The sequence below is a fragment of the Methylocystis sp. H4A genome (genome assembly GCF_015709545.1).
Taxonomy (GTDB): domain Bacteria; phylum Pseudomonadota; class Alphaproteobacteria; order Rhizobiales; family Beijerinckiaceae; genus Methylocystis; species Methylocystis silviterrae.
The window spans coordinates 1-18,038 of the sequence record NZ_JADNQY010000018.1 but is presented as its reverse complement, the minus strand read 5'-3'; the positions used below and the strand labels follow the sequence as shown (position 1 = coordinate 18,038).

Sequence of the window (18,038 nt, the reverse complement as noted above, 5' to 3'; positions counted from 1 at the left end):
CCTGGGCCTCGCCTTAGCGGAACAATCCGTTCTAAACTGCGTGTATAACAGATCATCCGGCCGCCGACGGCGCGAAACGGTCGGAGACGGCGCCGTGAAATTGCTTGGGCGAGATCGTTTAAGATGATTGATCAAGACAACCCGCAGCAGGAAGCAATGGCTCTGGGAACGACCACGGCCGTCACCCTATGGCCGCATCTCAAGATGATCCTCGGCGCCCTTCGCGCGTCTCGCGAAAGATTCGCGCTCTATTGGCTGGGCTTCGCTCTCGTCGTGATCATCAGCGCGACGGCCTATGGCCAGATCCGGCTAAACGCGTGGAATAAGCCATTTTACGACGCGCTGTCGCGAAAGGAGCTCTCCGCCGTTATCGAGCAGCTTTTGGTTTTTGCCTATATCGCCGGCGCATTGCTGGTTCTCAACGTCGCTCAGACGTGGCTGGCTCAGATGGCCAAGCTGAAATTGCGCGAAGGGATGACCCGGGAATTGTTCTTTCAGTGGCTGAAATCGCATCGCAGCTTCCGCATCGCGAGTCTGGGCGAAATCGGCGTCAACCCAGACCAGCGCATTCATGCGGACGCGCAGCGGCTCGCCGAGGTCTCAACGGATTTAGGAATCGGCCTTCTGCAAGCAACTTTGCTGCTCTTAAGTTTCGTCGGCGTGCTGTGGGGACTCTCCGAAGGCGTTGCATTCGGCCTATTTGACAGAAAGATTGTCATTCCGGGCTATATGGTGTGGTGTGCGCTCCTCTATGCAAGCGTCGCTTCTTTCGCCAGCTGGCGTGTCGGGCGCCCGCTGGTCGAGCTCGGCGCCCAACGCTATGCGCGAGAATCCGAAATGCGTTTTGCGCTGATGCATGTCAATGAACACGGCGAAGCGATTGCGGTTTCCCGCGGCGAGAAGCTGGAGGAAGCTCATCTGCACCGAGAGCTCGATCGTCTTCTCGACGTGTTGCGCCGAATTGTTTCCGCAACCACCAATCTGACTTGGGTGACCGCCGGCTATGGCTGGTTCACCATCGTTGCGCCCATCATCGTCGCCGCCCCCGCCTATTTTGCAGGAAGTCTCACCTTCGGCGGCTTGCTCATGGCGGTGGGGGCTTTCACTCAGGTGCAGCAATCGCTGCGCTGGTTCGTCGACAATGCCGGAACGATCGCCGATTGGCGCGCGACGCTGCATCGCGTCGGCGGTTTTCGGCAAGCCTTGATCGACATCGACAAGGCCGGCTTGGACGCGCGCCGCATCACATTCGAAGAGACGTCCGACGATCGGTTTGTCCTAGACGAACTGTGCATTCTTTCGCCCGCCGGACTAACGAGCTTAAGCGAAGCCCGTGTCGAGATTGCGCCCGGCGAACATGTGCTGATCGTAGGCGAGCCGAGGTCCGGCAAGACGCGGTTGTTTCTGGCGATGGCGGGATTGTGGACATCCGGGAGCGGACGCATTCGTCTGCCGTCGGCGGAAAGCGTTCTCTTTGTCCCGAAGCGCGCCTACATACCCGATCTTTCATTGCGCGCGATTATATCCTACCCGTCGCCATCGAGCGATTTCTCTGAGGAAGCCTATGTCGCGGCGCTGACGCGTTTCGATTTGGGACATTTCGCGTTTCTGCTGGATCGGGTGGCGCGATGGGAGAATGAGCTGACAGATCCCGAGCAGCAACAACTCGCCTTTGCACGCGTCCTGCTGCACAAGCCGCGGTTCGTCGTTGTGGACGAGGCGATCGAGTCGCTCTCGCCCCAGGCACGCCAAACGCTTTTCGATGTCTTCGGACAAGAGCTGGCGGGAACGGCGCTAATCTATGTTAGCGGACCAAAAAGTCAGGACAAGTTCTTTGGCCGCGTGTTGCATTTGACGTTGGACGCGCGACAACGGCTGCCCGAACGTTCCGCCGCATCAAACGCTCGCTTGGCGAATTGAGCCGGCCGGCGCGAGCGATATTTGCTCGCGCGCGAGACGCAGTCGTGCAAGACCGCCCCATAATCCGCCGAAGTCGCCGAGCGTCGCATGTACGATTTCAGGCAGCACCGGATTCTTGCGCGGCAGCGCCTGCAGATGCGTCCATATGCGATCGATCGGAATGCCAACTTCGTTCATCATCGAGCCGCCAATGACGATGCGGTCGGGCGACCAATGCGCGATCGCATTGTGCAGAGCCCGCGCGGTGAGCCGAGCGAGTTCATCCCACACGGGATGGTCCTTGCCGAGCTCTCGCGGAGGCATGTTGAAGCGCGCGGCGATCGCGCGGCCCGAGACAAGCTCCTCGAAAGTGCGCGTCGAATTGTCGACATATTGCTCGCCAATCTCAAAACCATAGGTTGTGCGATCGATTTGGCCATCGACGATGCGCGCCCCGTTCACGCCCGTCGAGATCGTGACATAGGCGAGGATCGCCGAGCCCTTTCCCGCGCCATCGGTCGCTTCGCCGAGGCCCACAAGGGCGGCGTCGTTCTCCAACACGGTGGGCGCGCCAACAGTGGATTCGATGTCGTCGGCGATTTTGGCTCCATTCCATTTTGGAAGATTGGGCGCGTGAACCAGAACGCGCTTATCGCGCGACAGCACCCCTGGAACGCCGATCGCCACGCCGTCGATCGACGCGCCCGTCGACGCCCCTATAGCTGCAGCATATAGAGCGTCGAGCGCTTCTCGGTAATTCTGCCGCGTATCGACGATGACGGGTTCTAGGAACGCACCAAGATCATGAGCGCCTGCGAGCCGCGTCTTCGTTCCGCCAATATCGATGACGACATGCATCTTGCTAAACATCCCTGACGATGGGCGCTATCCATCGTTTTGTTTTAGTTGCGTGAGCGCATCATGCAGATAGGCGATCGCACACTCCAGCGTGAAGAGCTGATTGTAGTGGACCTCGGGAATATTGACCCCCAGTCGATCATGAATGGCGACGACGAGATTGGCGAAATCCATCGAATCAAGATCGAATACTTCACGTAAATCATCTTGATTGCGAGCCAACGCGAGATCGGCCTCGGGCGCGATTTCGCCAATGAGCTCCAGGATGAGCGCTCTGATTTCGGCGTCCGTCATAATTGATCCGGCTCCTGTAAGAAACGCCCGACCGCGGCGAGATACAGGCCGCCGATATGGCCGTCGGTGACCCTATGATCCGCCGCGAGGCTGACGGTGACGAGTGGACGAGTCTCGATGCGCCCATCGACGACCCATGGGCGCGTGACCACACGGCCAAATCCGAGGATCGCGACTTGCGGAGGATAGATGATGCCGGTCACCGACTCCGCGCCGCGATCACCGACGCTCGTGACGGTAAAGGTGGCAGAAGTGAGTTCGGAGCTGCGCAAATTACCGCGCCGCGCGCGTTCGACGAGGTCGCGCATGGCTCCCATCAATTCGGCGAGCGATTTCTTATCCGAGTCCCGAATTGCTGGCGCGATCAGCCCGCCACCCCGCAGAGAAATCGCCCAACCGACGTGAATGCTCGAAGAAGGAATAAAGGCGCCATTTTCATAAGCGCCGTTGAGCTGCGGTTGCTCGCGCAAGGCCAAGGCCGCAGCCTTGAGAAAGAGCACAGCGGGCAGAATGCGTTCGACTGGGGTCTTCTCGGCGTTGTATCGCTCGATCCAGGTTGAAGCGGCGTGAAGGTCAACCATTTCAGTGAGGTAGTAGTGCGGGATTTCTCGCTTCGAGCGACTCATAGCGGCGGCGATTGCCTGGCGCATCTGAGAAAGATCGAGGCCTTTTTTTGCCGGGCGTTGTGCGAGCTTTGCTCCGCTCGCGTATGTTTCGACATCGGCGAGCCGGATCGATCCCTCGACGCCGGTTCCTTTCACGATCATTGTGGGGTCGAGGCTCAACGCCGTCGCTCGGCGCCGCGCCGCGGGCGTAATCTTTAGTCGCGAGCTCGGCGCCGTGATGGCCGGCATCGGCGGCGCCTGCGCCAATACCTGCGGCGCCGGCTTCAGCGCAGCGGCTGCGGGTTCAAGGGGGGGCGGCGGGGCGGCGCCGGGCGCGCCGTCGATCTGCGCAAGAACTGTCCCGACCGGAACGCGCGCGCCGACCGGAACGAGGATGTTGGAGACGACGCCCTCCAGAAAGATTTCTACCTCTATCGCGCCCTTTTGCGTCTCGACCACCGCGACGACATCCCCGGATCTGACGCGATCGCCAGGCTTCACGAGCCACTCGACGAGCGTGCCGGCCTCCATGTCGGCGCCGAGCGCTGGCATTTTGAACGCGCTCATGACGGACGGACAAGTTCGCGTGCTACTGCGACGATCGTCGCCACTTGCGGCAGGCAAGCGTCTTCGAGATGCGCCGCATAGGGTATCGGCGCCTCTCGCGAGCATACGCGCCGCAGCGGCGCGTCGAGTTCGAAGAAAGCTTCTTCTGCGATGCGCATGCCGATTTCGGCCGAAATCGACCCGCTGCGCCAGCCTTCGTCAATGATGACACAGCGCCTCGTCTTTGCGACGGAGTCGAGAATGGTCTTCGTGTCGAGCGGCCTGAGCACGCGCAAATCGATGACTTCCGCATCGATCCCCTCGGCAGCAAGCGCGTCCGCCGCCTCCAGCGCCTTGAACAGACTGCCGCCATAGGTGATGAGGCTTACATCTCGTCCGGCGCGACGCAATTTCGCATGCGCAATATCGACCTCCTCCATGTCCGACTGAAGATCGCCCTCCATATTGTAGAGCATGACATGCTCGAAAATAATCACAGGATTGGGGTCCGCGAGCGCGCCCTTCAACATGAAGCGCGCATCCTCGACCGTGGCGGGGGTCAGGACGCGCAGTCCAGGGATATGCGCATACCAGCCCTCGAGGCTGCGCGAATGCTGCGCCCCGACGCGTCGACCGCCGCCGGTGGCCATCCGAATGACGAGGGGGATCGCGAACTGGCCGCCCGACATATGCGGAATGGTGACGGCGTTGTTGACGATTTGATCGAGCGCGAGCAGGCTGAAATTCACGGTCATGATTTCCACGATCGGTCGCATCCCCGCCATGGCGGCGCCGACCCCCGCGCCGACGAAGGCGCTCTCCGAGAGCGGCGTGTCGCGAATGCGCTCCTCGCCAAACTCCTCAAGGAGACCCTTTGTCACTGCGTAGCAGCCGCCATAGCGGCCGATGTCCTCGCCCATCAGGAAGACGCGTGAATCAGAGAGCAACGCCTCGCGAAGCGCCTGCTTGCAGGCCTCGCGATAGGTCATACGCGTGGCGGCGGCGTTCGCTTGCGGTGTGTTCACGACGGGACCGCCTCCATCGTGACGAAGCGTTCAAGCTCCGAAACCGGTTCTAGACCGCCGGCTTCCGCGAAAGCGACTGCGGCCGCGATCTCCTTGTCGACCTCCTCTTCAATCGCTGCAAGCTCTTCGGGCTTGATCAAGCGATTGGCTTCCAACCAAGTCTGGAAGCGGACGATCGGCCCCTTTTTGCGCCAAGCTTCGACTTCATCCTTCGAGCGGTAGAGTTGCGCGTCGAACATTGAATGCGCCCGAAAACGATAGGTTCGGCACTCGAGGAAATAGGGGTCGTTTTCGCTGCGAATTCTATCAATGGCGTTTCTCGCCGCGCTTTCGACGGCGACCACGTCCATGCCGTCTACCTTCTCGCCAGCGACTCTGTAGCCCGACGCCTTATGCACGAAGTCGATATCTGCCTCCGCGCGCTCGACCGCCATGCCCATGGAGTATAGATTATTCTCGCAGACGAACAGGATCGGAAGCCGCCAGAGCTTGGCCAAGTTGAGCGTCTCGTGGAACTCGCCCTCGTCCACCGCTCCTTCGCCAAAGAAGCAGGCCGTGACAGTGGATCGTCGCTGCATCTTGTCGGCGAGCGCAACGCCGAGCGCCAGCGGCAGGCCTCCGCCGACGATGGCGTTGCCGCCATAGAAACGGCGCGCGCGATCAAAAAAATGCATGGAGCCGCCGCGCCCGCGGCAGCACCCGTTCAGTTTACCCATCATCTCGGCCATCAGGCACTTCGGATCGACGCCGCGGGCGAGCGCCTGGCCATGTTCGCGATAGGTCGCGATAACGGCGTCGTCTTGCGTCAGCGCCTCCATCACGCCGACCGAAACGGCCTCCTCGCCGTCATAGAGGTGAAGAAAGCCGAGAATCTTTTGCGCCTGATAGAGCTCGACGCATTTGGCCTCGAAATGCCGGATGCGGATCATCGCTTTCAAGAGATGAAGCAAGTGGACGTGATCGAGATGCACTTTCTTGGTCATCGCTCGTCACTCTCCAGCGTCGAAAGATCGCCTTCCGGCAGGCCGAGCTCGCGCGCCTTGAGCAAGCGCCGCATGATCTTGCCGCTACGGGTCTTCGGCAGATTGGCGCGAAGCTCGATTTCTTTGGGCGCCACGGCGGCGCCGAGCCTTTTGCGGGCGTGTCCGAGCAGCTCCTTGCGCATAGCTTCGTCCGCCGGAAAGCCAAGCTTCAAGGCGACGAAAGCCTTGACGATCTCGCCGGCGATCGGATCCGGCTTGCCGATGACCGCCACTTCGGCGACGGCCGGATGCTCCATCAGCACGCTTTCGACTTCGAAGGGGCCGATGAGATGGCCCGAGGATTTGATCACGTCGTCGGCGCGTCCGACGAACCAGAAATAGCCATCATCGTCGCAGCGTGCGAGATCGCCGGTCAGATACCATTCGCCAGCGAAGCATTTTCGATAGCGCGCTTCCTCGTGAAGGTAGCCGCGCATCATCGATGGCCAGCCGCTTTTGAGCGCGAGCTCGCCTTCTTGGTCAGTATTGACCGTTTCAACCCCGCCGTCGGCCTTCCGCCGGACTATTCCCGCTTCGATGCCTGGCAAGGGCCGGCCCATCGAGCCGGGCTTGATGTCCATGGACGCGAAATTCGCGATCATGATGCCGCCCGTTTCGGTCTGCCACCAATTATCATGGAACGGCAGGCCGAAGGCCTCTGCGCCCCACACCACCGCCTCGGCGTTCAGCGGCTCTCCAACGCTGGCGGCGAAACGCAAGGCGGAGAGATCATAATCCTTCAAGGCGTCCGCGCCGAGCTTCATCATCATGCGGATGGCGGTGGGAGCGGTGTACCACACGGTGACCCGTTCCTGTGCGAGCACGCCGTACCATGTCGGCGCGTCGAATTCCGCCTCGACGACAATATTGGTTACGCCATGCGTGAGCGGCGCGATGACCCCATAGCTCGTTCCAGTCACCCAGCCGGGGTCCGCCGTGCACCAGAAGCGGTCGTCGTCATGAAGATCGAGCGCATAGAGTCCGGTCGCGTAATGCGTCACTACGGCTTCGTGCACATGTATGACGCCCTTGGGACGGCCGGTCGTGCCGCTGGTAAAATGCAGCAGCGCCGTCTCTTGCGGATCGGTCGGGGGTATTTCGAAGGCGTCGGAGGCCGCTTGCATCAGCTTGCGCCAGGAGCGCGTTCCTTCGCCGTCTTGGTCAGCGTCGACGAGAATAACGCAGTGGAGCTTGGGCAAGCTCCCGCGTAGCGCTTCGACCTTGCGCCGATAAAGCGTTTCGGTCGTGACCAGGACGCGCGCGTCGCCGATTTCCATGCGGGTCGCGATCGGCTCTGGCCCGAACGCGGAGAAGAGCGGCGTGACGACGCACTTCATCTTCAACGCGCCCAGAACGGCGACGTAAAGCTCCGGAACGCGGCCGAGCAGAACGAAGACATTGTCGCCCGACTTGACGCCCATGGATTGTAAGGCGTTTGCGAGGCGATTGGTTGCGAGGACCAGTTCGCGATAGGAATAATCGCGACGTTCTCCGGTCTTCCCGATCCACCGCAGCGCTGTGCGATCCGTGCGGGGACCGTAGGCATGTCGGTCCACCGCCTCGTAAGCGATGTTCAGACCCCTTCCCTGCGGCAATCCGCTCAAGCCTTTGCGCGCCGCCTCCCAGTTGAACGCGGCGCAGACGGCGCGATAGTCCGCGAGGTTTGACGGAACCGCAAAGGAGGCCGGATCCTTGTGGATCGTCGCATAACGGGCAGCGTTATCAGAGGCGCGCATCTAATGTTTCCCGCAGCCGCCACGCTTCTTCTTACATCGTCCAATATGCGGCGTCGATCCGAGGCGTTATCGCGTCGGACTTAGCCAATTGAGCTTATGCAACAGCTCTTTGATGGGCAAGAACCCAAGGGCGATGAGAATGCCGCGCCGCCATGCGCCATAGCGCCGCGGCTATCGCCTGCCTAGCCGAAGGACTGCGAGAGGGCTTGGGCGCCGGCCTGCTTGGTCACGAGATTATTCCGTTGGGCGTTTATCTCGCTCAGAGATCCCTTGGGATGGCCCAACAGTTCTGAAAATGGGTCATTCCGATTCGCGGATAGTAGTTTTCGGCGAGCGGCGCGGCGACAAGGACCAGAGTCGTCATCTCGCCAGCAGCGACCCGAGTTTCAGTGATCAAACGCTTTCCGATCCCCTGACGTTGGTATTCCTGATGCACGGCAAGATCGGAAAGATAGCAGCAATAGGCGAAGTCGGTGATAGCGCGGGCGACGCCCACAATGCGTCCGGCATCCCGCGCCACCATGATGATGTCGGCGTTGCGTAGCATCCTGTCGAGCCGAGTAAGATCATCAGCGGGACGACGCTCTGCAAGCGTCGAGGCGACGAGAATCTCTCGAAACTCATTAGCGGTCAGGTCAGGTTCGAGCGAGTAATAGATCCCGTAGCGCAAATTCTTGCTTCCTTCCTCGCCAAAACGCAGCTTTCGATCACGATCCTTGCTTCCTTGAGCGAGTAGAAGATTTCGCCGTCTAGCCGTTCGTCGCGGAAGCGCGAATTGAAGCTCTCGATGAAGCCGTTCTCCCACGGGCTGCCCGGTGTGATGTAGTCAGTCTTCGCTCCGAAAGCGGCTGTCGGGCGGAAATCGCCCCTTCTTGTCGCATGTGCCGCGCCCGCATCGTCGCTTGCGGACGTATTATCACGGCCGGAGGGATCGCCATCTGGGATGGAGATGAATTTCCACCTCCTTCGCCGTACCGGCTACGACGAATATTTTCTCTCTGAGGTCGCCCGCATCATGGAATACCAAAAAGGTTACGCTGCCTACAGACACGACCTCAAATACGAGACTCGAGCAGGGTTGCTCGACTCGCTGCTGCAGCCAAATGTTCGAGCAAGCAGATAGCTCATTTTGCTCTTCCTGAACAGGGAACGCCGCATGAGTTCACGCACGCATCAAGTTCATGCGCCAATGACCCCGCATTCATCATTGCGGGAGTGGGCGATTGTTCAATCAGGTTGCAATTCCAAAGTAGCGGGCTTCAAATCGCATAGCGCAGAGCGACGAAGATCGCGAACCCACGCCGGAGTCGGCAAGGCAGCCGCCTTCGGTGTGGCCTACTGGATCTCGATCGCGGCTGCGTCAACCTTCGTCATCACGGCGGGTCCCGCGCCACGAGTTCCGTTGAACGCTGGCCATTTTGCATGTTGAATCGATATTCATTTTAAGCGCTTAACTGGCGCTAAGCAGCATGGATTGACATTAATACGTTCGTACGTATTATAGCTTCATGCCAAAGCCCTCTCTTCGCGACGCAATTCTGGACGCCGGCCTCAAGGTCATGTTCCGCGCCGGCTATAATGGCGCCAGCGTGCGTGACATCGCCGCCGCCGCGGGCGCGCCGCAGGGGTCGTTCACCAATCACTTCCGATCCAAGGAAACTTTCGCCTGTGAAGTGCTCGACCGCTATTTCGCGCATGTGAGGCGGCTTGTCGCCGAAGCGCTCGACGATGCGAGCCTGTCGCCGCGCGCGCGTCTGCGCCGCTATCTCGACATTATCACCGGCCGCCTTCAGGGCGACGCCTGGAGCCGAGGCTGTCTGATCGGCGATCTCAGTCTCGAAACTTCCGGGAGCAGCGAGACGCTGCGAACGCGCCTTGCGGCGATTTTCGAGGAATGGAGGACGCCCTTCGCCGCGTGTATCGCCGCGGCGCAGGAGAAAGGCGAAATCGCCTCGGAATTCGATGCGACGGAGCTCGCCGAATTCCTGCTTGCCTCCTGGCAGGGTGCCATCTTGCGCATGAAGGTCGAGCGCAGTCCGGCGGCGCTCGAGCGCTTCAAGACGATCTTCTTCCAAACCGTCTTCAAGGAGCCGTCATGAACACGCACCCGGAAGTCGCCATCCACCACCGTCGGACGCTCGACTCGACAATCGCCTATCGGGAAGGAGGCGAACCGGACGCGCCTGTCGCATTGCTTCTCCACGGCAATCCTACGTCGTCCTATATTTGGCGAAACATCTTGCCGCTTGTCGCGCCAGTCGCGCATGTGATCGCGCCGGATCTGATCGGTTTCGGCCAGTCCGGCAAGCCAGATATCGCCTATCGCTTCGCCGATCACATCCGTTATCTCGACGCCTTTATAGATAATCTGGGGATCGCATCGGCCTATCTCGTCGCGCAGGACTGGGGCACAGCGCTCGCATTCCATTTGGCTGCGCGGCGGCAGGACTTTGTGCGCGGTCTCGTCTTCATGGAATTTATCCGGCCGATGGCGAACTGGGTCGAGTTTCACCAGACGACCGCCGCGCGCGAGACATTCAATAAGTTCAGAACGCAGGGCGAAGGAGAAAAGATGATTCTCGACGGCAACGCCTTCATCGAGCATGTGCTGCCCGGATCGATAATGCGAAAGCTCGGCGACGAAGAGATGGACGCCTATCGCGCGCCTTTCGCGACCGCTGAAAGCCGCCGTCCGATACTCGCGCTGCCGCGAGAATTGCCTATCATGGGCGAACCAGAAGACGTCTGGCGAACGCTTGCAGCGGCGCATCAGGCCTTAGCGGCGTCGACCTATCCGAAGCTATTGCTCTTCGGCGAGCCGGGCGCGCTTGTGACTCCGGCCTTCGCCAAGAGCTTCGCCGCGACTTTGAAAGGGTGTCGCGCGCTCAATCTTGGTCCCGGTTTGCATTACCTTCAGGAAGATCACGCGTCTACGATCGGGCATGCAATTAGCGGCTGGATCGCGGGAATCGAAACGGCGGGGCGCGGAGAATTGCACGCCGCGTGATTGCAAAATGTGAGGCCCCGCGACAACATCCGAGTCGTAACGCGCTTCCGGCAACAGCCCCATCGACCATCGCAACGGCGATGTTCTGTGGGAGCTATGGATCGAAGGGTTCGAAAAGGCTGTGAAGTTTTGGCCCGCCGCGTGGCGACCGTTGCTCGACGCCGATATCAAAACCGCCAAAGCCATGCCGGGTCTGCTTACCCTCGCCGAGGTCGCGCGACGTGATGAGCGCTTCTCCAAGCTCGAATACGCCTACGGTCGATCTCGTCAATCGTATCGTCTCGAAGCCGAAGCGCGCCGGACGCCAAGGATGGCTCGCCGACTATCTCACCCGTCTCGTGGGGCTGAGCAGGAAGGGACGATCGGGCTGGGTTCGCATAGGTCCGTAGCCGACTTGACCGACGCTCCGGCCATTGCGCCGGAGCTTGACGTCGGCTATCACGCCATTTATTTAACCTATACATTATATAACTGACTGGCAAATAATGTCCGACTCTCTGAGCGCTACACTCGCCGCTTTGGCGGACCCGACACGACGCGCCATCCTGGCCCGGCTGGCGCAAGGCGAGGCGTCCGTCAACGAACTCTCCGCGCCCTTTTCCATCAGCCAGCCGGCAATTTCCAAACATCTCAAGGTGTTGGAGCAGGCCGGCCTTATCAGCCGCGGGCGGGTTGCGCAGTCTCGGCCGTGCCGGTTGGAGGCGGCGCCACTGCGCGATCTGGCCGGCTGGCTGGAGACCTACCGCCGCTTCTGGGATCAAAGCTTCGACCGCCTCGACGCTTATCTGAAGGAACTGCAGAAGGGGGATCCCGATGAGCCGCGCAACTGACTTGTCTTACCCGACGCTTATCGTTTCGCGTCATTTCGCTGCTTCGCCCGAGCGACTGTTCGATGCCTGGTTCGATCCGAAGGCCGTCGGCGCATGGCTGTTCGCTACGCCTGGCGGCGTCTCGAAACATGTCGAAATTGACGCGCGCGTCGGCGGCGGTTTCGCAATTCATGAGCAACGCGGCGAGATATTGGCGACGCATTTCGGCGAATACCGCGAAATCGTCCGTCCCCGTCGAATCGTTTTCACTTTCGGAAGTAATAAGGATGGTCCCTTCAGCGTCGTGACCGTGGACATCAAACCGAACGGCGCAGGAAGCGTCCTCACGCTCACGCATCGCCTCTTGCCAGAATGGGCGTCGATCGACGTCAGCGTGCGCGCCGGCTGGGAAGGCGCTCTCGAAGGATTGGCGCGCGCCACGGGTGAGGAAGGCGACGGCCATACTTTGGTCATGCATCGAACCTTCGACGCACCGCGAATTCTCGTGTGGAAGGCTTGGACGGAAGCCAACCATCTGCTGCGCTGGATGTGCCCTGCGGAGTTCAAGGTGCTGTTTGCCGAGAATGATCTGCGCATTGGCGGCAAATGGCGTTCGGGCATGCGTTCACCGGAAGGCGAGGACTTCATTCATTGCGGAGAATATCTGGAAATCGAGAAACCTTCGCGTCTTGTCTTCACCCACACATGGGAGAGCAACCGCCTCGAACCGCGAGCGAACACGAAAATCACCGTGGTTCTCAATGAAATTGGCGGCAAGACCCAGATGATCTTCATCCATGCAGGCCTCGCGACCGAAGAGTCCGCGTGCTCGCATCAAGATGGCTGGACCGGCGCGTTCGAGAATCTCGCGCAACTTGCGAGCGAACTCGTCCAGCAAACTCACTGAAGGCGGTCTCGACATGCCAACTAAGATTTCCTCGAACGGAATTGAGGACATCAGCAACGCAATGGGAGCATTCAACCCTGTCAACGCGCACTCGCACGAAGCCGCTGCAAAGCTCTTCGAAAATCATCCGCGTTTCAAACATTTCCCAGGAGAATCCATCGAAGTGACGCCGGTGCTTCCGATAGCAAGCGCCTGATCGCCCATTGATCGTCAACACAGGAATCAAACACGATGAAAATTACGGTTGAAGCGATGGTCGCGTCGCCGATCGACCAAGTCTGGCGCGCCTATACGAGCCCTGACGACATCAAACGATGGAATGCCGCGTCCGACGATTGGCGCACGACGGCTGCAACGGTTGATTTGCGTGAGGGAGGAATGTTTTCTTCGCGCATGGAAGCCAAGGATGGCAGCATGGGTTTCGACTTTGCCGGGACCTACACGAAGATCGTTGCGCCAAGACTCATAGAATACCTCTTCGGCGATCGAACGGCCTCGGTCGAATTCACTGACGCCGAAGCGGGCGTTAATGTGCGGGTGACATTTGACGCGGAGGCGACGCATTCGATCGAGCAGGAGCGCGGCGGTTGGCAGGCGATCCTCAACAACTTCGCTCGCTATGTCGAAAGATCGCAATAAGGAGATTCGTGATGCTCATATTCTTCGCCTGCTTGGTCGGCCTTCTCGGCGCAGTGCTGTTTTATGCTTCGACAAAGTCGGACAGTTGTCAGTTCTCGCGTTCGATCCATATCTCGGCGCCGCCCGAGAAGATATTTCCGCTGATCGACGATCCGCGCGCCATGAACGAATGGAACCCTTTCGTGAAGGCCGATCCAAACATCAAGCTCTCCTATAGCGGCCCGCCAAACGGAGTCGGCGCCGCCAATGATTTCGACGGCAATAACAAGGTCGGCGGCGGCCGGGCGGAAATCATCGAGTCCGTCGAGCCCTCGAAAGTCGTCGTGGCGCTGCGCATGGACCGTCCGATGAAATGTCAAAACCGCGTCGAATTTACCCTCGCTCCGCTACCGGGCGGAACGGAAGTCACTTGGGCGATGAGCGGCAAGCAACCATTCATGGGGAAGTTGTTCAGCGTTTTCGTCAACACCGAGAAAATGGTCTCTGGCGCCTTTGAAACCGGTCTCGCCGATTTGAAGGCGAGAGCTGAATCTTGAATCAGTTGGGGAGCGCGCCGATGACCCCCACGCAAAAAGTTCGCGGCTGTCTCTGGTTCGACCACGAGGCCAAGGAAGCGGCCAATTTTTATGTCTCGCTCATTCCCAATTCGCGCATTCTCAATATTGCGCGCTACGGCGAAGCGGGGCCTGGAAAGCCCGGCTCCGTGTCGGCGGGACGGCGACAAACGACAACTATGGGTCGCGCCTCGACGGCGTCGTCACATGGACGCTGTCGCCTGTCGCCGGCGGGACGCATGCGCGGATGGAGCATGACGGCTTCGGGCTAGGCAACGCCTTCGCCTTTGTCGTAATGAGCCGGGGTTGGAGTCACATATTTGACGTCATCGCGGGCGTGGTCCGCGAGATAGCGTGACGGTTTGCGCCTGAATTTGAGCCTTTTCCCAAGGGAAACGCGTCCCTGACGAGTGCGCGCTTGGCGGACATCATCGGCCCGAAGAACTCGCTTCGGATAAAGACCCAGATTAATCGCAACTTGCGGCGGGACGACGGTATGAAAAAGCGATTTTGCATTGCCAATTTCGTCATCTGGTTGGGGCTTGCGTTCGGGGTCGTCGTCATGGCCGGCGCGATATTTTTGGGCTTGGACCCGCGCCAGGATTTCCGAGCCATAGCGTCATCGGTAATGTTACGCACGGATGGCGCGGAACTCTATCTTCTGACGCGCGGGACGCGTCGCGACGCGCCTGTAATCCTGTGGCTGCATGGCGGACCCGGTGGGGCGGAAGGGCCCCTTTTTCGACTTTTCAACAGCGCTCTCGAAACGGATTTTGTCGTCGCTTATTGGGACCAGCGCGGCGCGGGCCGTTCCTATTCCGCCGACGCGGACCCCGCGCGCCTTACCGTTGCGCAGCACTTGGAGGATCTCGATTTCGTCGTCGACCACCTGCGCGCGAAATTTGGCGCCGACAAGATCGCTCTGATCGGACATTCCTGGGGTTCCGCGCTTGGGGTGCTCTATGCGCGGCGCCATCCAGAAAAAGTCGCAGCCTTCGTTGGAGTCGCGCAATTCGTCTCGGGGATCGAGGGTCAGCGCGCCCAATATTCCTTCGTCGATACGGAAGCGCGGCGCTTGGGCGATCAGACGGCGTTGACCGAGCTCGCCGCAATCGGGCCGCCTCCCTATTCAGCGACGAATGGTCTGCGCGCACAAGATTTGGTGGATCGCTTCGGCGGCTATTTTCATAACCGCCCCAATTTTCTGATGACCGTCCTAAGAGGGATTTGCAGCGGCTATATCGCGCCTTGGGAGATAGGGAAATTTATCCACGCGAATAATGTTTCGCTTCAGGCAATGAATGACGAAATATCACAACTGGACCTGCGCTTGTCGGCGCCTTCCGTCGACGTGCCGGTCATCTTCATGTTGGGAAGGCACGATCGTCATGTCGATTCGCGGATGGCCGCAGCCTATTTCGAGCAACTGCAGGCTCCCAGTAAGGCGCTCATCTGGTTCGAGGGCGCCGCGCACAACATTCCATTCGAGCAGCCAGAATTATTCAATTTGCACGTGACGCAAGCGCTCCATGACTTGGAGGCTCGCATTGGCCGCTAGACCACAAAGAACGGAGAGATCTCGGATGCACATCGTGCTGACGAGCGTGCTCGTCGATGACCAGGAAAAGGCGCTGCGCTTTTACAGAGCTATCCTCGGCGTTAGGCGGAAAACGGATATTCCGATGGGGGAGCTTCGCTGGCTTACGCTGGTTTCGGCAGAGAACCCAGATGGCGTCGAGCTTTTCTTGGAACCGGACGCCCATCCGGCCGCCAAACCCTTCAAGGCCGCACTCGTCGCCGACGGCATCCCTTCCACGTCCTTCGGGGTGGATGACATCGATAAGGAATATAAGCGCTTATTAGCCCTCGATGTTACGTTCACGCAGAAGCCAGTCCCGATGGGACCGGTCGCCACTGCGGTATTCCACGACACTTGCGGCAATCTCATACAGATCGCACAATGGCTCTGATCATGATTCCCGGGTCCGTACAGCAGGCCATTGCCGACCTCGCATCGGGGAAACGCGACACCCAAGAATCGGCCTATGAGACTTTGCTCGCTGCAACGGCGGACAAGGTGGCATGGGGGGACGACGCCTGGGACGAACTAACGTCGCTTCTCTCCCACAAGGACAACCGAGCGCGCTCCATAGCCGGCCAGACGCTCTGTAATCTCGCGCGCAGCGTTCCTCCGGAGCGCGTCCGTCGAGATTTCGAATTGATCCTTTCCACTACCTGGGACGAACGATTTGTCACTGCCCGGCATGTCTTGCTTTCGTCGTGGAAAATCGGCTTGGAGCATCCCGCTCTCAGAAAACAGCTGCTCGCTTGGTTCGCAAAGCGGTTCGAGACGAGCAAGACCGAGAAGAACGGCGCCCTCATTCGTTACGATATTCTCTGTGCGACGCGTTCTCTCTTCGAGGCGACGAAGGATCGGGCGATAAAATCGCAGGCATCTGCGCTCATCGCCTCCGAGACCGATAACAAATACCGGAAGAAATATGCCCGCGCGTGGCGCGGTTTACTAACGTAAAATTTGCGATCGAAGAGGGACTAACGTTGTGGTCGGATTGGCGACCCTCTCACCACGAAGGATCGCAAGCCCATAGATCGGCCTCTCGATGCCCCGAAAGTCGCATGTCTCGCAAACGGATTTGCGTAACGAAACCGATGAGTCGTGAAGTCGTGCGTTGAAATTTCTCGTCAAGAACGCGCTCGTGGAGCTGGAACTGGCGAAGCACAGTCGCGCGTCATCGCCCTGAGCGATCGAATTTCGAAACGCGGCGTTGTGGCTCAACCGAATGACGGCGCGAAAATGTCAGGATTTGCGGCAGCCCCTTGGCCAAAACGCGCGCCTTCGATTTCAAGCAGGCGCGCCTTCGCGCTTGCGCCGCCATGAGCGGAAAATCCGCCGATTTTTCCGCCGGCGGCCAAAATGCGATGACAGGGTATGATGATCGCGATCGGATTTCTCGACAGAGCGTGTCCAACCGCGCGCGCGGCGCCTGGCGATCCGACGCCACGGGCAATCTCGCCATAGGTCGCGACGGCGCCCCAGCCAATGGCGCGGGTCGCATCGTAGACGGCCTTGTGAAACGGGCTGCAGGCGCGAAGGTCCAGCCGCAGGGTCGAGAAATCGACCTTCTCGCCGCGGAAATATCGCTCGAGGTCCGCGATGGCTTGCGCGATCGGCGAAGGCAGGGCAGCTGACCACCGATCCGCCTTCGCCATGCGTCGCGCCAAAGCTGAATCATCCCGCTCCGGTAACTGGAATCGCGTCACGCCCTCTTCGCTCCATGCAATGCCGCAGGGACCGATCGCGGTTTGAAAAATATGAAAGCGCTGCATGACCGACTCGTGGCTCGATGATGGGCTACGCGCGGCGGCGCGAGCCTCGGAACTCGGCGCGACAGGATAACGGAAATCATCCGTAGAGACGCAAATTTCCAAACTGGCACAACGCCGATCGTCGTCAGGACGATCGGCAATGTGTTCGCCGCCGCGCAGCCGCATGGAGCGCTTAGCGGATCGTGGCCTGAATCACGCCGGCGCCCAGGCTTGTTTCGACGCCAGCTTCTCGGCCTTTGCGCCGGCGCGCAGCCGCGCGGGGCGATTTTCCAAGCCGCTCCAATAGGCTTCGAATTCCGAACGCTTGTCGATCACGCCGAATTGCAGCCCAAAGCCGATCATCGACCCCACATAAACGTCCGCGGCGGTGAACATGTCGCCCGCAATATATCGACGTCCCGCCACAGCCCTGGCCAGCGCGTCCATCACGGCGGCGTAGGAGCCGTAACCAAAGCGGGTCTGCATCTCGGGCGTCGCGGGGTCCCAACCGGCGGCGTGGTTGCTCATCGCCGGCTCGACGCAGCCTGCGGCGAAAAACAGCCAGCGATAATAGTCGCCGCGCGCCCCGGCCTCCGGCGCGAGCCCGGCCTCCGGAAAGGCGTCGGCGAGATAGGCGCAGATGGCGGCCGCCTCGGTCACCACCGTCTCCCCATGCTTGATGGCCGGCACCTTGCCCATGGAATTGATCGCAAGATATTCGGGCGCCTTCATCGTCGTTCCGTAATCCTTGACCTCGATCGAATAGGGCGCGCCGACCTCTTCCAGCATCCAGTGCGCGATCAGGCCGCG

General features: G+C 60.0%; 22 protein-coding genes and 1 pseudogene. 13 read left to right on the top strand and 10 right to left on the bottom strand.

Annotated features, from left to right (window positions below):
• Nucleotides 1–123: 123 nt before the first annotated feature.
• Nucleotides 124–1,920, top strand: a complete 1,797-nt coding sequence (locus IYW40_RS04460; RefSeq protein WP_246720634.1) for an ABC transporter ATP-binding protein/permease — start codon at nucleotides 124–126, stop codon at nucleotides 1,918–1,920.
• On the opposite strand, the gene IYW40_RS04455 is transcribed toward IYW40_RS04460, so the two are convergent.
• The 8 genes and pseudogenes from IYW40_RS04455 to IYW40_RS04420 all read right to left on the bottom strand — a co-directional run.
• Entirely contained in the window at nucleotides 1,897–2,757 is an 861-nt protein-coding gene (locus IYW40_RS04455; RefSeq protein WP_196399565.1) for an ROK family protein, read from the bottom strand. The genes IYW40_RS04460 and IYW40_RS04455 overlap by 24 nt on opposite strands.
• Before the next feature lie 27 nt (nucleotides 2,758–2,784).
• A complete protein-coding gene (locus IYW40_RS04450; RefSeq protein ID WP_196399564.1) occupies nucleotides 2,785–3,051 on the bottom strand; it encodes an acyl carrier protein in 267 nt (88 codons plus the stop codon).
• A complete protein-coding gene (locus tag IYW40_RS04445) occupies nucleotides 3,048–4,208 on the bottom strand; it encodes a dihydrolipoamide acetyltransferase family protein (protein ID WP_210327187.1) in 1,161 nt (386 codons plus the stop codon). The genes IYW40_RS04450 and IYW40_RS04445 overlap by 4 nt, the downstream gene beginning before the upstream one ends.
• Before the next feature lie 11 nt (nucleotides 4,209–4,219).
• The gene (locus IYW40_RS04440; protein WP_348644228.1) at nucleotides 4,220–5,227 is read right to left on the bottom strand and encodes a pyruvate dehydrogenase complex E1 component subunit beta; all 1,008 of its coding nucleotides are present in this window, start codon (nucleotides 5,225–5,227) and stop codon (nucleotides 4,220–4,222) included.
• On the bottom strand, nucleotides 5,224–6,210 hold the full coding sequence (pdhA, locus tag IYW40_RS04435) for a pyruvate dehydrogenase (acetyl-transferring) E1 component subunit alpha (protein ID WP_196399562.1): 987 nt from the start codon (nucleotides 6,208–6,210) through the stop codon (nucleotides 5,224–5,226). The genes IYW40_RS04440 and pdhA overlap by 4 nt, the downstream gene beginning before the upstream one ends.
• A complete protein-coding gene (gene acsA / locus IYW40_RS04430; RefSeq protein ID WP_196399561.1) occupies nucleotides 6,207–7,985 on the bottom strand; it encodes an acetate--CoA ligase in 1,779 nt (592 codons plus the stop codon). The genes pdhA and acsA overlap by 4 nt, the downstream gene beginning before the upstream one ends.
• Nucleotides 7,986–8,244: 259 nt before the next feature.
• The gene (locus IYW40_RS04425; protein ID WP_196399560.1) at nucleotides 8,245–8,655 is read right to left on the bottom strand and encodes a GNAT family N-acetyltransferase; all 411 of its coding nucleotides are present in this window, start codon (nucleotides 8,653–8,655) and stop codon (nucleotides 8,245–8,247) included.
• A gap of 29 nt (nucleotides 8,656–8,684) precedes the next feature.
• Nucleotides 8,685–8,825: pseudogene (locus tag IYW40_RS04420) on the bottom strand (transposase); the annotation flags it as partial.
• Nucleotides 8,826–9,493: 668 nt separating this feature from the next.
• On the opposite strand from IYW40_RS04420, the gene IYW40_RS04415 reads away from it, so the two are divergent.
• The 12 genes from IYW40_RS04415 (at nucleotide 9,494) to IYW40_RS04365 (ending at nucleotide 16,434) form a co-directional block, all read left to right on the top strand.
• The gene (locus IYW40_RS04415) at nucleotides 9,494–10,084 is read left to right on the top strand and encodes a TetR/AcrR family transcriptional regulator (protein ID WP_196399559.1); all 591 of its coding nucleotides are present in this window, start codon (nucleotides 9,494–9,496) and stop codon (nucleotides 10,082–10,084) included.
• Nucleotides 10,081–10,992 carry a haloalkane dehalogenase gene (locus IYW40_RS04410; protein WP_196399558.1) on the top strand — a complete coding sequence of 304 codons (912 nt, stop codon included), beginning with the start codon at nucleotides 10,081–10,083 and terminating at the stop codon, nucleotides 10,990–10,992. The genes IYW40_RS04415 and IYW40_RS04410 overlap by 4 nt, the downstream gene beginning before the upstream one ends.
• Before the next feature lie 224 nt (nucleotides 10,993–11,216).
• Nucleotides 11,217–11,381, top strand: coding sequence for a hypothetical protein (locus IYW40_RS04405; RefSeq protein WP_196399557.1), 165 nt, complete (start codon nucleotides 11,217–11,219; stop codon nucleotides 11,379–11,381).
• A gap of 96 nt (nucleotides 11,382–11,477) precedes the next feature.
• Nucleotides 11,478–11,822: a metalloregulator ArsR/SmtB family transcription factor gene (locus IYW40_RS04400; RefSeq protein ID WP_196399556.1), complete on the top strand. Its 345-nt coding sequence runs from the start codon at nucleotides 11,478–11,480 to the stop codon at nucleotides 11,820–11,822.
• Nucleotides 11,806–12,708, top strand: a complete 903-nt coding sequence (locus IYW40_RS04395) for an SRPBCC family protein (RefSeq protein ID WP_196399555.1) — start codon at nucleotides 11,806–11,808, stop codon at nucleotides 12,706–12,708. The genes IYW40_RS04400 and IYW40_RS04395 overlap by 17 nt, the downstream gene beginning before the upstream one ends.
• Nucleotides 12,709–12,939: 231 nt before the next feature.
• A complete protein-coding gene (locus IYW40_RS04390) occupies nucleotides 12,940–13,347 on the top strand; it encodes an SRPBCC family protein (protein ID WP_196399554.1) in 408 nt (135 codons plus the stop codon).
• An 11-nt stretch (nucleotides 13,348–13,358) separates the two neighbouring features.
• Nucleotides 13,359–13,883 (top strand): SRPBCC family protein, encoded by a 525-nt coding sequence (locus tag IYW40_RS04385; protein WP_196399553.1) that lies wholly within the window; start codon nucleotides 13,359–13,361, stop codon nucleotides 13,881–13,883.
• 20 nt (nucleotides 13,884–13,903) lie between these two features.
• Entirely contained in the window at nucleotides 13,904–14,173 is a 270-nt protein-coding gene (locus tag IYW40_RS04380; RefSeq protein ID WP_196399552.1) for a VOC family protein, read from the top strand.
• A complete protein-coding gene (locus tag IYW40_RS21640) occupies nucleotides 14,149–14,259 on the top strand; it encodes a hypothetical protein (RefSeq protein ID WP_246720633.1) in 111 nt (36 codons plus the stop codon). Before IYW40_RS04380 ends, IYW40_RS21640 begins: the two co-directional genes overlap by 25 nt.
• Nucleotides 14,260–14,397: 138 nt before the next feature.
• Nucleotides 14,398–15,459: an alpha/beta hydrolase gene (locus tag IYW40_RS04375; protein WP_196399551.1), complete on the top strand. Its 1,062-nt coding sequence runs from the start codon at nucleotides 14,398–14,400 to the stop codon at nucleotides 15,457–15,459.
• A gap of 25 nt (nucleotides 15,460–15,484) precedes the next feature.
• The gene (locus tag IYW40_RS04370) at nucleotides 15,485–15,871 is read left to right on the top strand and encodes a VOC family protein (protein ID WP_196399550.1); all 387 of its coding nucleotides are present in this window, start codon (nucleotides 15,485–15,487) and stop codon (nucleotides 15,869–15,871) included.
• Nucleotides 15,862–16,434 carry a hypothetical protein gene (locus tag IYW40_RS04365; protein ID WP_196399549.1) on the top strand — a complete coding sequence of 191 codons (573 nt, stop codon included), beginning with the start codon at nucleotides 15,862–15,864 and terminating at the stop codon, nucleotides 16,432–16,434. Before IYW40_RS04370 ends, IYW40_RS04365 begins: the two co-directional genes overlap by 10 nt.
• 260 nt (nucleotides 16,435–16,694) lie before the next feature.
• Here IYW40_RS04365 and IYW40_RS04360 read toward each other — a convergent pair whose 3' ends face one another.
• Together IYW40_RS04360 and IYW40_RS04355 are read right to left on the bottom strand one after the other, a co-directional pair.
• A complete protein-coding gene (locus IYW40_RS04360; protein WP_196399548.1) occupies nucleotides 16,695–17,249 on the bottom strand; it encodes a methylated-DNA--[protein]-cysteine S-methyltransferase in 555 nt (184 codons plus the stop codon).
• Between the two features lie 192 nt (nucleotides 17,250–17,441).
• On the bottom strand, nucleotides 17,442–18,038 hold a 597-nt coding region (locus IYW40_RS04355), incomplete at its 5' end, for a glutathione S-transferase family protein (protein WP_196399547.1).

What these genes read in the sequence shown, in the direction of transcription:
- IYW40_RS04380 (WP_196399552.1), top strand. Translation starts at nt 13,904, where the DNA reads ATGACCCCCACGCAAAAAGTTCGCGGCTGTCTCTGGTTCGACCACGAG.
- IYW40_RS21640 (WP_246720633.1), top strand. Translation starts at nt 14,149, where the DNA reads ATGGAGCATGACGGCTTCGGGCTAGGCAACGCCTTCGCCTTTGTCGTA.
- IYW40_RS04410 (WP_196399558.1), top strand. Translation starts at nt 10,081, where the DNA reads ATGAACACGCACCCGGAAGTCGCCATCCACCACCGTCGGACGCTCGAC.
- IYW40_RS04370 (WP_196399550.1), top strand. Translation starts at nt 15,485, where the DNA reads ATGCACATCGTGCTGACGAGCGTGCTCGTCGATGACCAGGAAAAGGCG.
- IYW40_RS04385 (WP_196399553.1), top strand. Translation starts at nt 13,359, where the DNA reads ATGCTCATATTCTTCGCCTGCTTGGTCGGCCTTCTCGGCGCAGTGCTG.
- IYW40_RS04365 (WP_196399549.1), top strand. Translation starts at nt 15,862, where the DNA reads ATGGCTCTGATCATGATTCCCGGGTCCGTACAGCAGGCCATTGCCGAC.
- IYW40_RS04360 (WP_196399548.1), bottom strand. Translation starts at nt 17,249, where the DNA reads ATGCAGCGCTTTCATATTTTTCAAACCGCGATCGGTCCCTGCGGCATT.
- IYW40_RS04405 (WP_196399557.1), top strand. Translation starts at nt 11,217, where the DNA reads ATGAGCGCTTCTCCAAGCTCGAATACGCCTACGGTCGATCTCGTCAAT.
- IYW40_RS04415 (WP_196399559.1), top strand. Translation starts at nt 9,494, where the DNA reads ATGCCAAAGCCCTCTCTTCGCGACGCAATTCTGGACGCCGGCCTCAAG.
- IYW40_RS04450 (WP_196399564.1), bottom strand. Translation starts at nt 3,051, where the DNA reads ATGACGGACGCCGAAATCAGAGCGCTCATCCTGGAGCTCATTGGCGAA.
- acsA (WP_196399561.1), bottom strand. Translation starts at nt 7,985, where the DNA reads ATGCGCGCCTCTGATAACGCTGCCCGTTATGCGACGATCCACAAGGAT.
- IYW40_RS04395 (WP_196399555.1), top strand. Translation starts at nt 11,806, where the DNA reads ATGAGCCGCGCAACTGACTTGTCTTACCCGACGCTTATCGTTTCGCGT.
- IYW40_RS04455 (WP_196399565.1), bottom strand. Translation starts at nt 2,757, where the DNA reads ATGCATGTCGTCATCGATATTGGCGGAACGAAGACGCGGCTCGCAGGC.
- IYW40_RS04460 (WP_246720634.1), top strand. Translation starts at nt 124, where the DNA reads ATGATTGATCAAGACAACCCGCAGCAGGAAGCAATGGCTCTGGGAACG.
- IYW40_RS04375 (WP_196399551.1), top strand. Translation starts at nt 14,398, where the DNA reads ATGAAAAAGCGATTTTGCATTGCCAATTTCGTCATCTGGTTGGGGCTT.
- pdhA (WP_196399562.1), bottom strand. Translation starts at nt 6,210, where the DNA reads ATGACCAAGAAAGTGCATCTCGATCACGTCCACTTGCTTCATCTCTTG.
- IYW40_RS04400 (WP_196399556.1), top strand. Translation starts at nt 11,478, where the DNA reads ATGTCCGACTCTCTGAGCGCTACACTCGCCGCTTTGGCGGACCCGACA.
- IYW40_RS04445 (WP_210327187.1), bottom strand. Translation starts at nt 4,208, where the DNA reads ATGCCAGCGCTCGGCGCCGACATGGAGGCCGGCACGCTCGTCGAGTGG.
- IYW40_RS04390 (WP_196399554.1), top strand. Translation starts at nt 12,940, where the DNA reads ATGAAAATTACGGTTGAAGCGATGGTCGCGTCGCCGATCGACCAAGTC.